The organism is Clostridium sp. KNHs205, from assembly GCF_000702945.1.
Classification (GTDB): Bacteria; Bacillota; Clostridia; order Lachnospirales; family Lachnospiraceae; genus Anaerocolumna.
The window spans coordinates 181,415-197,561 of sequence record NZ_JNLE01000003.1; the positions used below are offsets into that span (position 1 = coordinate 181,415).

15 protein-coding genes and 1 tRNA gene are annotated in these 16,147 nt (G+C 39.4%); 1 reads left to right on the forward strand and 15 read right to left on the reverse strand.

Annotation, left to right across the window (positions count from 1 at the left end):
- Positions 1–13: 13 nt before the first annotated feature.
- The 13 genes from BR73_RS0100835 to mazG all read right to left on the reverse strand — a co-directional run bounded on the left by BR73_RS0100835 (position 14) and on the right by mazG (position 13,689).
- Positions 14–2,065: a glycoside hydrolase family 13 protein gene (locus BR73_RS0100835; RefSeq protein ID WP_081848728.1), complete on the reverse strand. Its 2,052-nt coding sequence runs from the start codon at positions 2,063–2,065 to the stop codon at positions 14–16.
- A gap of 417 nt (positions 2,066–2,482) precedes the next feature.
- Positions 2,483–4,372, reverse strand: coding sequence for an ATP-dependent zinc metalloprotease FtsH (ftsH, locus tag BR73_RS0100840; RefSeq protein WP_051684876.1), 1,890 nt, complete (start codon positions 4,370–4,372; stop codon positions 2,483–2,485).
- A 9-nt stretch (positions 4,373–4,381) separates the two neighbouring features.
- Positions 4,382–4,903 carry a hypoxanthine phosphoribosyltransferase gene (hpt, locus tag BR73_RS0100845; RefSeq protein ID WP_033164006.1) on the reverse strand — a complete coding sequence of 174 codons (522 nt, stop codon included), beginning with the start codon at positions 4,901–4,903 and terminating at the stop codon, positions 4,382–4,384.
- Positions 4,896–6,389, reverse strand: a complete 1,494-nt coding sequence (tilS, locus tag BR73_RS0100850) for a tRNA lysidine(34) synthetase TilS (protein ID WP_033164007.1) — start codon at positions 6,387–6,389, stop codon at positions 4,896–4,898. The genes hpt and tilS overlap by 8 nt, the downstream gene beginning before the upstream one ends.
- 123 nt (positions 6,390–6,512) lie before the next feature.
- On the reverse strand, positions 6,513–8,810 hold the full coding sequence (spoIIE, locus tag BR73_RS0100855; RefSeq protein ID WP_033164008.1) for a stage II sporulation protein E: 2,298 nt from the start codon (positions 8,808–8,810) through the stop codon (positions 6,513–6,515).
- Between the two features lie 935 nt (positions 8,811–9,745).
- The gene (locus BR73_RS0100860; RefSeq protein ID WP_033164009.1) at positions 9,746–10,342 is read right to left on the reverse strand and encodes a hypothetical protein; all 597 of its coding nucleotides are present in this window, start codon (positions 10,340–10,342) and stop codon (positions 9,746–9,748) included.
- 490 nt (positions 10,343–10,832) lie between these two features.
- Positions 10,833–10,906, reverse strand: a tRNA-Met gene (locus tag BR73_RS0100865).
- Positions 10,907–10,954: 48 nt separating this feature from the next.
- Complete coding sequence (locus tag BR73_RS0100870) at positions 10,955–11,254, reverse strand: septum formation initiator family protein (RefSeq protein ID WP_033164010.1); 300 nt, start codon at positions 11,252–11,254, stop codon at positions 10,955–10,957.
- Positions 11,255–11,256: 2 nt separating this feature from the next.
- Positions 11,257–11,757 (reverse strand): spore cortex biosynthesis protein YabQ, encoded by a 501-nt coding sequence (gene yabQ, locus BR73_RS26975; RefSeq protein WP_051684877.1) that lies wholly within the window; start codon positions 11,755–11,757, stop codon positions 11,257–11,259.
- A 46-nt stretch (positions 11,758–11,803) separates the two neighbouring features.
- On the reverse strand, positions 11,804–12,091 hold the full coding sequence (yabP, locus tag BR73_RS0100880; protein ID WP_033164011.1) for a sporulation protein YabP: 288 nt from the start codon (positions 12,089–12,091) through the stop codon (positions 11,804–11,806).
- Between the two features lie 131 nt (positions 12,092–12,222).
- Positions 12,223–12,465, reverse strand: coding sequence for an RNA-binding S4 domain-containing protein (locus tag BR73_RS0100885; RefSeq protein WP_033164012.1), 243 nt, complete (start codon positions 12,463–12,465; stop codon positions 12,223–12,225).
- A 133-nt stretch (positions 12,466–12,598) separates the two neighbouring features.
- On the reverse strand, positions 12,599–12,874 hold the full coding sequence (locus tag BR73_RS0100890) for an HU family DNA-binding protein (protein ID WP_033164013.1): 276 nt from the start codon (positions 12,872–12,874) through the stop codon (positions 12,599–12,601).
- A 95-nt stretch (positions 12,875–12,969) separates the two neighbouring features.
- A complete protein-coding gene (gene mazG, locus BR73_RS0100895) occupies positions 12,970–13,689 on the reverse strand; it encodes a nucleoside triphosphate pyrophosphohydrolase (protein WP_051684878.1) in 720 nt (239 codons plus the stop codon).
- A 399-nt stretch (positions 13,690–14,088) separates the two neighbouring features.
- Here mazG and BR73_RS0100900 point away from each other — a divergent pair, with 399 nt between their 5' ends.
- Positions 14,089–14,508, forward strand: a complete 420-nt coding sequence (locus BR73_RS0100900; RefSeq protein WP_033164014.1) for a hypothetical protein — start codon at positions 14,089–14,091, stop codon at positions 14,506–14,508.
- Between the two features lie 96 nt (positions 14,509–14,604).
- Here the strand turns inward: BR73_RS0100900 and spoVT are convergent, their stop codons facing one another.
- Both spoVT and truA read right to left on the reverse strand, forming a co-directional pair.
- A complete protein-coding gene (gene spoVT, locus BR73_RS0100905) occupies positions 14,605–15,153 on the reverse strand; it encodes a stage V sporulation protein T (RefSeq protein WP_033164015.1) in 549 nt (182 codons plus the stop codon).
- Between the two features lie 168 nt (positions 15,154–15,321).
- Entirely contained in the window at positions 15,322–16,107 is a 786-nt protein-coding gene (truA, locus tag BR73_RS0100910; protein WP_033166954.1) for a tRNA pseudouridine(38-40) synthase TruA, read from the reverse strand.
- Positions 16,108–16,147 lie beyond the last annotated feature (40 nt).

Sequence of the window (16,147 nt, forward strand, 5' to 3'; positions counted from 1 at the left end):
AATAAAAATACACTTATGCCTGGAAGAAATTCTTTATTATAACCGAGGATACCGGAGGAAGGGTTAATTTTAATACTCCTCCATTGGTATAATACATTTCTGAATCCAGACAATAGCCATCTCTGTTCGTTAATAGCAGTCTTGATAGTGTTTCCTTATCCCCGATTCCTATACGCCAGGCTTCAATCTCCACATCCATTGGTGCTTCTGTATTATTTAAGGCAATAATAAATTTATCCTTTTTGTCAAATCTTCCATAGCACAGATATCCATAATCAGCATGCAGCATCAGATGGGAACCGGTTTTTAAAGTATCATAGGTTTTATGAATATTTATAATATCCTTATGGAATTGAATCAGCTCCTGATCTTCTCTGCCCCAGGGAAAACTTCTCCGGTTATCCGGATCCGTCCAGCCGCATAAGCCGGCTTCATCACCGTAGTAAATTGTAGGTGCGCCGGGCCAGGTCATCTGTACTGTAACTGCTTCCCGGAACACTCCCTGGTCTATACCTGTATCCGCAGCCTGGGGTCCTGCAGTTGCCGTTCTTCCCACTCTTTTGTTAGTTCTGGTTAAGAATCTGGAATGGTCATGGTTGGAGAGTTCATTCATTGCGGTTAACAAAGAGGTGGTCTGCATTCCAACCATAGCGTTTTTCATCAGACCTTCGAAAGCTGCTCCGGAATTATACAGCGATTCCTCGTAGGAATCACTATGCTTTTCCATACCTGTCAGGAACCAGGTAAGCGGCTCCATAAAAGCATCGTAGTTCATTACGGTATCCCATTCTTCTCCTAAAAGCCATTCCTTCGAATCACCGTAATGCTCTGCCAGAATAACTGCCTCCGGATTAGCTGTCTTTACTGCCTTTCTAAAGTCCTTCCAGAATTGATGGTTAAACTCTCTGGTCAGGCCTAAATCTGCAGCTACATCAAGCCTCCAGCCGTCGCAGTTAAAAGGCGGTGCTACCCACTTAGCTCCTATTTTAAGAATTTCTTCATAGAGTTTATCGGAACCCTCATAATTTAACTTTGGCAGGGTCTCATACCCCCACCAGCCGTCATAGCTGCCGTTACCGGGCCATTTATCCTCTTTGAAATTAAAATAATCCCTGTAAGGGCTGGTTTTTTCCCAATAAGCACCGGGCTTAAAGCCCTCTTTCCCTTCATAAATACCTTCCCTGTCAAGCCATTTATGAAATGAACCGCAGTGATTGAAGACTCCGTCTAAGATTACTTTCATACCTTTTTCATGTGCAGTCTCCACCAGTTTTATAAGCAGCTCGTTGCTTTTCTCAAGATTAATCCTGCTTGTAACCCTCTTTTTGTAACGGCCTGCCAAACGGTTGTCGTTTACGCCTTCTGGCAGAGTTTCTTCACTATCTTCTACAATGACTCCCAGATGCGGATCTACATAGTCATAATCCTGGGTATCATATTTGTGATTGGAGGGAGAAACAAACACCGGATTCAGATAGATTACTTCCACACCAAGGTCTTTCAGATAATCCATTTTCTTAATAACGCCTAACAGGTCTCCTCCATAGAATTCCCTGATGCCTACAGATGCCGGATATTGATACCAGTCCTCTGTCTTTGTCACACACTCCCCTACATAATAATACTCCCGGTCGGTAACATCATTGCTTACATCTCCGTTATAAAAGCGGTCCACATAGATCTGATACATAACCGCACCTTTCGCCCAATCAGGAGTATGAAAGCCAGGAGTTAAGGTAAAATGAAACTTCTCCTGCAGCTTATCGGTTCCTCCTGCCCGGTTGTAATAACAGGCCTGCTCACCGTCTGTTATTTCGAAGTAATAATTAACCGCATAGTTCTCTAATGCAATAACGCTTTCATAATAGTCGAAATATATATCACTGTGGGTTTTCTCCATCTTAGCAGATGAAAATTCCTGCTTATTTCCGGAGAAATGCAAGAAGACGCTTAATTCACCCTTTTGAGTTCGTAACCGTATTATTACCTCTTCGAATTCCTTCGGTTCCATGGGGTTTCTGTAATCAATCGTTCCGTCACTGTACAGCGCATTTTTATTTATCATATATATCAAACAAACCTTTCCTTTTGTCAGGGTATTTTGCCAGCACCCTGAATCCTGCTTTTTATTTTACGAAACTTTCCGAAATATTTGTCTCTGATAATGTATATTAAAGCATACACTCAAAAATAGCAACCAGAAATTTCAACTATTTTTGGACAAAGAAAAGGACAGCCATCGATGCTGTCCTTTTCTTGGAGAAGGTATTTTGTTACTTATGGGGTGTAGCAAAAACTATATAATGTATTGGGGTTTACGAGTATTAGTATATCACCATATATTCAAAAAGTGTGCACAAACATAAAATGTTTTAAAAAATTTTTTTGTCTGTTTTTTTCACTTACCTCATTTTAGCTTTTACAGCCCCGAAAATATTATATAAAAACCTTATATTTTACAGCCTTTTTTTGTAACCCGTCCTTAAACCTCTAAAATTGGTGTATTACCGCCATCATTTTGGGTAAGATTGGAATTATCTCCTCTGTGCAGGAACAGGGCTTCAAATTCTTCACGGTTAATTCGCTCTTTCTCAATTAAGAGTTTCGCACAGCTGTGAAGTACATCCATATATTCTGTAAGGAATCTCTTGGCTTCACTGTAGCAGTTATCAATAATCCCTTTCACTTCATCATCAATGATTCTGGCAACATTTTCACTGTAGCTTCTGGTATGGGCCAGATCTCTTCCGATAAACACTTCGTCATCATCACTGTCATAATTAACCATACCTACGGTGGAGGAGAAACCGTATTTTGTTATCATGGCTCTGGCAGTCTTAGTTGCCATTTTAATATCCGAAGAAGCCCCGGTGGTAATATCATCAAATATCAGCTCTTCTGCCGCACGGCCTCCCAGGCCTACAATAATATCCTGCTTCATACCACCCTTTGTATGGAACATCTCATCCTTTTCCGGTAAAGGCATGGTATATCCTGCCGCACCGTTTCCGGTTGGAATAATAGACACTGTATATACAGGTCCTACATCAGGGAGAAGATGGAAGAGAATGGCATGCCCTGCTTCGTGATAAGCTGTAATCCTCTTTTCTTTATCAGAAATAACCTTACTCTTTTTCTCCGTACCGATACCTACTTTGATAAAGGATTTATTAATATCCTCATGAACAATGTAAGAGCGGTTTTCTTTGGCTGCACTGATTGCAGCTTCGTTTAAGAGATTTTCAAGATCAGCACCGGTAAAGCCGGCAGTGGTCTGGGCAATCCTCTTTAAGTCTACATCCTCACCTAAGGGCTTACCTTTGGCGTGAACCTGAAGAATTTCTTCTCTGCCTTTTACATCCGGTCTTCCCACTAATACCTTACGGTCAAAACGTCCCGGCCTTAATATGGCAGGATCCAGAATATCCACACGGTTGGTGGCTGCCATGACAATAATACCTTCGTTGACACCAAAGCCATCCATCTCTACTAACAGCTGATTTAATGTCTGTTCTCTTTCATCATGTCCGCCGCCCATTCCGGTTCCTCTTCTTCTGGCAACGGCATCAATTTCATCAATAAAGATAATACAAGGGGAATGTTTCTTGGCATCCTCAAACAAATCTCTAACTCTGGAGGCACCTACACCTACAAACATCTCAACAAAATCAGAACCTGAAATACTAAAGAAAGGTACCCCTGCTTCTCCTGCTACCGCTTTTGCAAGAAGAGTCTTACCGGTTCCGGGAGGTCCTTCTAAAAGTACACCTTTTGGTATTCTTGCTCCCACCTGGGTATATTTCTTGGGCGTTTTTAAGAAATCCACGATTTCCTGAAGCTCTTCTTTCTCTTCCTCAAGACCTGCTACATTCTTAAACGTAGTCTTCTTATTCTCGTCAGTGGTCATTTTCGCCCGGCTCTTGCCAAAGTTCATAACCTTACTGCCGCCTCCGCCGCCTCCGGCAGCTTGATTGGACATATAGGAAAACAATAATATAATAACTACAAACCCTAACAGATAGGGCAGCAGTGTCAGAAACCAGTTAGGTTTTGCCACATCATAAAATTGATGTGTAAATTTATCGGAATTTGCAACCGCAAGATCCCTTACCTCTTTGACATCCGGTACATAGAATTTCTTTACGTTCTTATCCTTTAACGTAACGATAACCCTTCCCGTCGGTGGTTCCTGATTCTGATAGATCTTAACATCGGTTATATTACCTTTTGACACATCCTCCAAAAAGTTGTTGTACTCGTACTGATCACTTTGATTGTTCCTTATATTCTGGTGGACAAGGGATAAGACCAAAATAATTCCCAGGATAATGAGATAAGCTCCATATCCTTTCAGTTGTCTCTTCACAGACAGACCTCCTTTCTATTGCTCAATAACTCCGATATAGGGCAGGTTTCTGTATTTTTGGGTATAATCCAGCCCATAGCCTACCACAAATTCATCGGGTATCTGAAATCCTACGTAATCTACTTTCACTTCTGCAGTTCTTCTGTCCGGTTTATCCAGTAAGGTACAAATTTTTATACTCTTAGGTTTTCTGCTGTATAAAAGATCTACCAGATATTTTAAAGTATTACCGGAATCAATGATATCCTCTACAATAAGCACTTCCTTATCTTCAATGGAATCGTCCAGATCTTTTATGATCTTAACTCTTCCGGAGCTTACAAAGCCATCTCCGTAACTGGATACGGACATAAAATCCAGAGAGAGGGGAACATCTATATTCTTAGCCAATTCACAGGTAATAAATACTCCTCCCTTTAAAACACAAATAAGATGCAGTTCTTTTCCCGCATAGTCCTTGCTGATCTGCTCTCCCAGACTGCGAATCTTCTTATCTACCTCTTCCTGTGATATTAATACTTTGATATTTTCATTCATTTTCTTTTTCCTCCGTTAATTTTATCTGAAGTATCCGCTTTGTATTCTCATCCACCTTATAGGCTTCGCTGATTCTGCCGCCGATTACCCATATGATATGGGAGCCGTCTGCTAACAAAGGCTGGACATCTCTTATCTGCCTTGGTACTTTTTCATCAATAAAATAGGCTTTTAATTTTTTTGTGCTTCCTTTCGCATCAATGCAAAGGTAATCCCCCTGTTTTCTTTTACGGATTAACACAGTATCCTTAATTTTATCATAGTCAAACCATTTCGTATAGAGATTTTGTGGAATTATCATATTTTTTTTATAATTTAATACTTCTGTTATAAGACTAATTTCCCTGTCCGGCAAAGGAGTTCTGCCCGGTATGTTTAGCTCCTGTTTAAGCTCATTTTCAGGCGGAGATGTATCAACACAGCTGCTGTTCTTCTTATCTCTTACAAAGGATATATGATTATACTCCTTTACTGCCGTTATTCCATAGGGTAGATTCACCCGTTTTCCTGTCTGCTTGCTGACAAGGTCTAACACTGCCGTAACATGAACAGCTTCCAGATCCTTTAAGCTGCCACTAAGAAAAGAAAGGGCTTTTCGCACCAGCTCTTTCTGTATAACAATGTCTTCCTTCAGAAGCTCCTCCGTTAAAAGCTGTACCTTTCCTTGAGGTGACGCTTCTTTTATCTCAGTATTATTATCGGAAGAGTTCATGTTTTCTTCTGGAAAAAGATTCCTTTTCACATTATTCCCTCTGACCAGTACTCTATCCATGGCCTTAAGGGTCATTTTCTCAACAAAGGCTTCGATTTCCATCAAACTGTCTCCTGCCCCGCTGATATGGCTTACAGCCTGCTTATTGACCTCCGCGGCATTTTTAAGAATACCATGACGTATTTTATTTCTGGTATAGTCCAGGGTAAAGTTCGTGGAATCATCCAGATAACCAGCACTGCGATTGCTTAGATAAGCCTCAATTTCCTGTCTTTCAAGGCATAAGAGGGGTCTTATGATATTGCCCCTTACCGGATTGATTCCTGTGAGCCCGGTTAAGGCGCTGCCCCTGAACAGATTGAAGAGTATTGTTTCTGCATTATCATTTTTATTATGTGCAATTGCAATTTTATTACACTTATATGCATTAAGATACTGATTAAAAACCTCATATCGGGTTATTCTGCCTGCCTCTTCAAGAGATAAGCCCTGAGTTTTCGCCATTAGAGGGATGTCTTTACAGACCGCTGTAAAGGACACTCCCCTCTCTTTACACAGGCTTCTGACAAATTCTTCGTCCCTGTCAGCTTCTTCCCCTCTTATCCCGTGATTCACATGAATCACAAAAAGGGTCAGTCCGTAGCTTTCAGACAACTCCATAAGCACATGAAAAAGGCAGACCGAATCCGCTCCGCCGGAAACTCCGACAATAATCTGGTCTCCCTTTTCAAGCATGTTATATTTACTGATATACTGTTTTATCTTATTAATCATGAATAACTCCAACTCAGGTTTTTCTTTTATGACTGATTATTCATTTGTTAAGGTGTGTCTGAATACTTACTGCACCCTAAAATATACTAATTTTTTTTATTGTAACTTAAACAATAAGAAATATCAAGTCTTGCTCCAAAAGCCCGCAACCAGCACTGTCATATCATCTGCTGGCACCCAGCCGTTATGTTCAAGTGCCATGTTAAGTATTGCATTAGCCATTTCCTTGGGATTGTTCGTCTTTAGCTCCTGAATAAATTGGATAATCGTCTCCTCCTTCTCTTCTCCGGTAATGCAGTCCACTACGCCATCCGTAGCCATGATAACAAACTCCCCGTCATAAAGCTTCCTGGTGACGATTTCATAATCTGCTCTATGCACCACTCCTGCCGGCAGCGCATTGGAATGTATAACCTCAACTTCCCCAGACTTCTTAAGGAACGTTGAAGCAGCTCCCATTTTGATAAAATCACAAAAACCGGTATAGAGATTAATAATGGACAGATCAATGGTGGAAAAGCTCTCCGCCTTATCCCTGAGCACCAAAATGGAATTAATCAGCTTAATAGCGGATTCCTTACGAAACCCAGCCTCCATAAATTGCTCCAGGAGTTCAATTACCGATTCGCTTTCTTCACAGGCATCCGGTCCGGAACCCATTCCATCGGCCAGACTCATCATAAAGGTACCGGTGTCAGGATTCAGGAAAGAGAAATTATCTCCTGATACCGGACTTCCATCTTTATTCATCCTGGCAAAACCCGTATAGACAGTATAGTCCGTATCTTCCACAAAGGTGAAGGTCTCCATCTCCCTGGAAATTACTTTTTTGCAGCCATCATAGGGTCTTATGGCCTTGCCGCAGGCTCTCCCTATAATCCCTGCTGCCTCTTTCGCTGTTATACACCGGCCTTTTTCCGTCTTGGCCGTCAGGTAAATCTCCTGTTTGCCGTCTCTTTTTTCAAAGATAGCAACCTTTTTCACCTGGATATGACTGTGCCGCAAAGCCTGGGCGATTCTTTCCTTACTGTCCGCACCCTCATAAGGCTTATATAAGTCCAGGGAAAAGTCATCAATAATATTCGCCACTTCTCCCAGCTGTTCTGCTATGGCAGCTCTGCTTTGTGCAAGCTTATTGCTCCAGACCATATTTATTCTTGCAATTTCAATACTCTTTTTCGCTTCTTCCAGAAAGTTTTCGAGGCAAATACATCTGGAGGCGAATTCTACGGGTATTTCGTTTAAGGATACGGTTCCGTTTTCATTTACCTGCTCCATAATACGAAAAGCCCCTTCATAGGTTTCATAAAAATGTCCTTCCCAGCACAGGCTGCAATTTTCACAATCCTTGCAGAGTTTTTCAGATAGCCTGTCAAAGAGCTCTCTTTTGTCTACTTTATTAAGCTCCTCCTTCTGTTCTGAGATGGAATGAAAGGTTGCGGAAAGGTTATGAAAGGATTCCGAGAAATCTCTCAGCTTTCCTCTGGCAACACTCTGCAGGTTCTGATGAACAAAAACCTCCTCTTCTTTTCCTCTATCTTCTTTATTTTTTCCATATATCAGACTTTTAGGCAATAAAAAAAATAATACTGCACAGGAAATCAATACCCCAAACCCTTCCAGGTTAAATTTACTATCTTTATACAATTCTCCCAGTACCAGAAACCCGCCGGTAAAGGCCAGAAAATCCGGTATCCTTCCCATTTCACGAAAACTTCCGCTGATGATGCCAAGCATACACATAACTCCCAGCTGATTTAGCTCTCCGGTTCTCAGTGCCATTATAATACCGCAGGCTGCACCTATTACCGCGCCAAACCCGGCTCCATACCGAAAACCAGTCAGAAGGATACAAAACAAAGCACAGGTTAAGGGTAACGAAAACCCCAGAGAATTCATATCCGGTATCCCATATATAATTACACCGCCCATAACAGCCAAGCCAACAATTTCTTCATTGGATAAGGTCTCACCTTTTAAGGGAGGATTCAGTACCGGTCCAAGGCCCTTACGAAAGATCAGACTGGAAACAAAAACAATGATACCTTCTGCCAGTCCCAGTACAGCATAATGCAGGAAGTCATTGCTTAAGGTGCTATAAAAACAGGTCAGCAAAGTAATAGCTCCCCCTGCGACTCCACCCATTGCCCAGACGGAAAGTTTTTTATTCCGATACTCTGCCATGGAGATCAGGATAGAAAAAACCAAAATGGCTATAAGGTATTTAATCATCTCCGTCCTGTCCATTGCCGTTATTATACCCAAGGCCACCATCACCGCTGTTAATATCCGGCTCTTAGGCTCCAGATACAAAGCTGCCAGATAACCCATGGCAAATGGATTTATTCCCATAAACACGGAACGCGCCATAATAATTCCAAGAGAGCTTACAAGTACTCTCCTAACATTTAATTCTTTCATCTAATTTAAATCCTCCCTCTAATTAAGGACTGTTTGCTGACGGCTTATCTCTTTACCGTATATTAGCTGTACTTGTTCAGCCGTATTTCATTACAACTGTACATATATCGTTTGGCTATACTTATTTCATACAACTGTACTTAGTCCTTCAGCCGTACTAATTTCCGTTCAACCGCACCTACTCTGTACACATCAGTCCGTTTAGTCCTGTATTATAGGGATGTCCAACTAAAATCTTTGTCAAAAATGAGTCTTCCTATACAAAAACTTTTTGACAGGAAATCCGCCAGATGCCTGATAGAATCGAATAGAGAGAGTTCAATAAGTTTAAGACATTCAGATTAAGGTCAGATAAATCAGATTCATAAAAATACCCCCTATACCTCCGAATGTATTTGAACATAACGGCGGCTACAGGGCTAATAGCTGTAATTAATAACAACAATATTACTTTACAATGCAATTATAAGACTGTTTATCAGATAGGGCGTCAGAAGGGCGGTTCTTCTCAAGGGGACGGTAAATTGCACAAAACAGAAAGAACCCATGCTTCGATTTCAAGGTATAAGAAGTCCTAATTCTCTGAAGATTTTGTGCTGGACATCCTGTAAAACAGATAACTCGCTTCGCTCAAACAATCTGTTTTACAGGATAGCACAAAATCTTCAGAGAAAAGGACTTCTAAGACCTTTCCATAGGCGCATTCGTTCTTTCTGTTTTGTACAATTCACCTGAAATCAGACGAAGCAGGCTTTTGACGGGCTAATCAGTTTTTACTTTAAAAAACATATTTTAATAATTATCGCTCAAAAAGTGTTTTAAAGTATTATTAATAATTTGCTTTTCTGCAAATTGCTAATCTAATATATAAAAAAGTCCATTTGAGGGCTAATCATTATATATATTAAAAAACAATGGTAACTCACGATACCTCATTACAAATTTTCATAAGAATATCCTTCTATATAGGTAAAATATTCACTTCTGTCATACTTCTCCAAGCTAAAGCTTTCAGTTTTAATATGATTCTTTAAAATTTCAGCAATCATATCTACTATCTGCTCAGGAGTATGGTTGTCCGAGCGTATACGATATTCATTGGGAAGAGTCCTTCTATTCCTTATCAGGCGGTTAGCATTCACTGACTGTTCCCAATTTCTAAATTCATTTCCATTATCTCTGGTTAAAATACGTTCTTTGATAACAGCATCCTCTTCAGAATATAGTGTAACTATGACATAATCATAATCCTTAAAAACCTCGGGGATATCCAGCATCCTTACATCATCCAGGTCTGTTAATAACACGTTTTCAAATCCATGCTTATAATAATTCTTACAAACCAATATATAATTTTCAAAGGACATCTGCTCCTCTTCTTTTTGCGAAATATTGGTATACGGATTCTTCTTTGTAAACTCCGGAATCCAGCCAAACTCAAACCAGGGAGGACCTTCTAACCGTTTATGTATTTCCTTAGCAACCGTCGTCTTACCATTACCTGGTGAACCATGTATGATAATAAAATCCATTAAACTACCTCCTGGAATAACTCAGGTTTAATCCAGTTTTCCACATTTTTCATAATACCAATTTCCTATTAATCATACAAGTTCAAAAAGCTTTCTTTCCAGAAGTAAACGCATACGAAAATTTAGGCTATAACTTTTGAATATAAAGTATTTACCAAAATAATCTTATGCCTACAACCTGGCCTTTTTCCATTAGATTTCAGGCAAATTGCGCAGAACAGAAAGAACGAATGCGCCTATGGAAAGGCATTAGAATTCCTTTTCTCTGGATATTTTGTGCTATAATATAAAACTGATTGTTTGAGCGCAGCGAGTTATCAGTTTTATATTATGTCAAGCACAAAATATCCAGAGAATTAGGAATTCTTATGCCTTGGAATCGAAGCATGAGTTTTTTCTGTTCTGCGCAATTTGCCGTCCCCTTGTGAAAACCCCCATCTTTGACGCAAAAAAAGGATATATCGTATACGATATATCCTTTAAAAAACAATAGCGAAGGACGGATTTGAACCGCCGACACTGCGGGTATGAACCGCATGCTCTAGCCAACTGAGCTACTTCGCCAAAAGCAACGAAGACAATTATAACCGCTGCCCGGTACTTTGTCAAGACTTACTCTTCGGATTTGAATATAATCTCATCCTTGTAAACCAGTCCGAACTTTTCCCTTGCCATTTCTTCAATGAACTTCTTGGTCTGAACATACGCTTTCTTTTCTTCTATGTCCTCTGCCCTTTGTTTCTCATCCTCGATCTGTTTGTTCAACTGTTCGATTTTCTCATCTGCTTTCGCTTCAGCCAGGTCTAAGGACTGCTGCTTATAAGTTACGATAGCACAAATAGACAATACCATAACTGCTGTCAGAAACAGGCCTGTCCGCCTTTTCTTTCTTCTATGATTCCGCCCCTTCAAATTTAACCACCTTTTTCCTTATCAGATAGGCTTATTTTACTCGATTCTTTATTCTTTTTCAAGAATTTTTGTAAATTAGCAAAAATAAATTTAAATAGTTTGAATACTTTACGGAATCCTTTGGCAATCAGGTGTCCCAACAGGACAAAAGGTTTCAAGAGCAGACCAATAACCTTAAAGATCGTATCCTTAATTTTGTTTAAGAAGCCTGCTATCAGATCAACTAAGGGATCACTTAAAAAATTGCGGTACAAAAGCATACCAAGAAAAATACCAAGAATGGCAAATCCCCTGATAATACCGTTATTCTGCTGATACATCATGCGAAATATAAGAATGCTTGAGACTGTCCAATACAGCAAGTCCTCTATCCCAACCAGGATCGCTCCTCTGGGAAATACTCTCCGGATTATGCGGAATACATCATAAAATACTAACAAATAAACTCCCCAGAGCAAACAGGTACCAAAAAACTCAAGCTCAGTCAATATCTCTCTATTCATCTACTTCGCTCCCATACAATTTCTTATGCTAATTTAAGCTTTCTGCTTATTTGAACAGTCTGCTGATCAGGGACTCTCCGGACTTTCCGTATCCACCGGCGTCTGAATAGGTCAGACTGTCTATTTTCCCGTCTACGTCCACCTCACCCTTTTCCAGGGTCAAACGGTTCACATGAAGTTCATTCCCCCTGATCATTAAGATCCCCTGCTCGGTCTCTAAGAGTACTTCCCCGGCATCAAAACTCAATACATCCTTAACCCCTGTTATCATAGCCTGACTTCTGGCATTTAAACTGACCTTATGTAATTTCTGTAACCCCTGCTTCTCTTCCATAAAAAGGCCTCCTAATATACTTTATTTCAGTATATTAGAAGACCTTTCATTTCATTCCTATATCGTAGCTGTTACCACGTACAAGTTCTATTTTTGTTGATTTCGTAAGTTCTATATTTGTTGATTTTGTGCTAGACAATATATTCATACAGGTCTTTGGCATCGTCTTTTCTCACTGTTTCCTGTACATTAAGCACCTTAACCTTAACTGCTTTACCGCCAAATCCTATCTCAATGATGTCTCCCTCTTTCACATTGGCCGATGCTTTGGCAGGTTTTCCGTTTAACATTACACGTCCGGCATCACACGCTTCATTGGCTATGGTTCTTCGCTTAATCAGCCTTGATACCTTCAAAAATTTATCCAGTCTCATAAATACCTCTCTGATTCATAATTTTTTAGTCAAAAAAAGAAGCTGTCCCAAAATCTGTCCCTCCATTTTTAAGCAGCACACTTATCCATACGGTGAACACGATTCCTGATCAGCTTCCTTTGATTAACTCGTCCTATGCGTTAATAACATCCTTTAAAGCTTTTCCTGCTTTGAACTTGGGAGCTTTAGATGCAGCGATTGTTATAGCCTCTTTTGTCTGAGGATTTCTTCCTGTTCTTTCAGGTCTTTCAGATACTTCAAAAGTTCCGAAACCTACTAACTGTACTTTCTCACCTTTTGTAAGCTCTTCTGTAACAACATCAATAAAAGCCTTTAATGCTTTCTCTGAATCCTTCTTGGATAATTCGGTTTTCTCTGCAATTGCTGCAACTAATTCGGCTTTGTTCATGGATTTAACTCCTCCTCTAAAGTAATTAATATTTGTTAAAATAACCGTTAGGATTATTTTCATTTCTTCAATGCCTCTGGCATTGGTTATATCGTTTAAACTTGTGGCTTTTTCTGAGTAAGTCCTTCGATATCTACAAATCTATTTATAAACTTATTAGTGGCATTTGTCAAGGAATTTTCTGCATTTAAATGCAAAATCACCGACAAATTTACTATATGAAACAGTAAATTTTCAAAATTATCTTCCAAATGTTCCCTCTCGCCATTTTCAACCTCTTTTTTCAACTGAATTAGGCTCTCTGTAAGGTTTTTTAAGACTTCGGAAGGTGAATTCTCCTCTTCCGTTTTTCCGGCCTTCTTTATGGCCTTTTCCGCCCTTACAAGAGCAGGTAAAGCCTTGGGAATATTTAGTAAAATATCTGAGGTGTTTTTTTGATTTTTCTCCTCTTTTTTAATCTCATCCCAGTTCTTAACCACCTGTCCCGCATCTATATCCTCCTGATTGGCAAATACATGGGGATGGCGTCTTATCATCTTTTCACTTTCTGCGGTGATAATATCCTCAATGCCAAATTCCCCTTTTTCTTCTGCTATAGAGGCATGAAGAGCTATCTGGAGAAGTACATCTCCCAGCTCTTCGCAAAGATTGTCAAGGTCGCCGTTTCTAATCGCTTCAACACTTTCATAAGCTTCCTCCAACATATATCGCTCCAGACTTTCATGGGTCTGTTTTCTGTCCCAGGGACAGCCTTTATCGCTTCTTAGGTATCTGATGATATCCATAAATTCTTCAAAGGTGTACTTTTTATCCATGGTTCACTCCTTTTCTCATTCTCACTTGTATGATTAAACTATCCTGCAGCTAAATTCCACCCACAGAACCGCCTCATTTCCTGACCTAAATTTACCACATCCGTTTACAGTTTGTCACGAAAATTCTTCACAGACCACCTAACAGAGGAAAAAATACATTCCAGAAAGTAGCTTCAGGTTAATGAGTCTTACCAAAAGTATTAAATCGAAATTTTCGTCCTCCATTTGAGATGAATTCATTGAATAGCTTTTTATATTTTGTTAATTTAATATAATGTTTTGAGTTGACATATTTAGTACATGATGATATATAATCTGTCAAGGGCATTTTTCCCATATTCAAAAGAATTAATTTAAATAGCAAATAAGCAGTAAATCTTTGAAGAGGAGTGAAATTTAATGAAAAATCATATAAAAATTATTATTAGCGGCGGTTTATGTGTTTTAATATTTTTTGCATTTTTTATTTTATACTACCGACAAACAACCCTTAAGGGAGTTAGTACTTCCGAAGTCGATGTAATATATATTTCAAACACAAATGAAGGTTATGCTATTAATAAATCAGAAGACATAAAAGAAATGTTATATGTACTTAAGAATATGAACCTTAGAAAAACAGATAAATTCGATATAAATGAAAGCAATGAACTATACTACAGTATTTATATTAACCTTAAAGATAAAAGCACAATTACAATAGGAATCTTTCCGCAAGGCATAGCAATCGATGATATCTATTATTTATTTGATCTTGAATCCTATCATGAGGTTGATAAACTTTATAATAAACTTTATAATAACTATCCCAAACTATAATATAAGAAAAATATTATCCGCTAAAAATAAAGGTAAACTGTAAAAGCCTGATAATTTTGACGCTTCCGTCTGTATCAGGCTAATACAGTTTTCTATTTACTGTTCCATCTGTCTTCCTAAAAAGTAAGCTGCGGTGCTTGCTAATTTATTCTCCACATCCCCGAATTTAACCTTAGGGTCTTTTGTAAGCAGTATCACCGAACCAATTGCATCCCCTTCACTGATTATTGGCCAGATTACCTGATAGTTGTACTCTGTATCATCGTCAGCCACAATGTGAACAAAATTTTTGTCTTCCTTGGAAGCCAGCAAATTCTCTCTGTCTTCAATTACTCGTTCCAGTTCAGGTGTTATGGGCTTAGAGAGAAGTTCTCTCTTCATACTGCCGGAGGCTGCCACAAACTGATCTTTATCAGATATGGCAATGACATGTCCTGTTGTCTGGGCAAGGGAATCAGCATACTGCTTGGCGAACTGTCCCAATTCTCCGATGGGAGAATATTTTTTCAGAATGATTTCGCCTTCTCTGTCTGTGAAGATTTCTAAAGGATCTCCTTCTCTGATTCTTAATGTACGGCGGATTTCCTTCGGCACTACCACACGTCCCAAGTCATCTATTCTTCTAACGATTCCTGTTGCTTTCATCTTTTATTCCTCCATTTTGCATCCTATTCATAATGTGGTACTTATGGTTATTATTGTTTGTCAAAAGGAATAAATTATACACTGTTGGATTATTTTATCATGAATTTTATTTTCGACAGAGTGGCTTTTTTCGTCATTTATTGAAGAACTTTTATTTTGATACTGGTATCATGTACCGTTATTGTACACTACTTCTTTTAGATAGAGGCCTTCCGGGGGTAATGTTATTCCAGCTGTATCCCTTTTTCTGCTAGCAAGAATATTTTTGATATCCTCTGCTGCTCTCTTATGCTCTCCGACCTCCAGAAGCGTTCCTGCAATAATTCTTACCATGTTATAAAGGAATCCGCTGCCGGTGATTAAAAGCCTTATTTCTTTTATTTCCCGGTGATGACATTTCGTAACGGTCTCAATGACAGAAATGCTGTCAATTCTTCTAATGGTATTAAACTCTTCTCTTTTCTCTGAGGAAAACCCCCGAAAATCATGTGTGCCTATAAGCCAGGAAGCAGCTCTTTCCATTTCTTTGATATCCAGCTCTTTTTGCAGGGCAAATACCTGTTTACGAAGAAATACCGAGGGAATTTCACTGGTTTCAAACCGGTATTCATAGGTTTTGGAAATTGCACTTTTTCTGCTGTGAAAGTCCTCTGATGCCTCTTCTAACGAAAGAATAGCGATATCCTCCGGCAAAAGCTTCTGCAGATTGCTCTTAATATCTTTTACTTCTGCCTGGCATTTACAGAAGAAATTAACTGCTTGCCCGAGAGCATGGACTCCTTTATCTGTCCTGCCGGACCCGATTATTTTTATCTCTTCCTTTAAGGATAGAAATATGGCTTCCTCTATGACTGCCTGGACGGACCGTTTACCGCTCTCTTCCTTTAATCTCTGCCAGCCGGCATACCTGCTGCCGTCATATGCAATTATCATCTTTATGTTTCTGTTTCCCATAACTTTATACCCTGCCTTTCCTCCACGGCAAATCCATGAA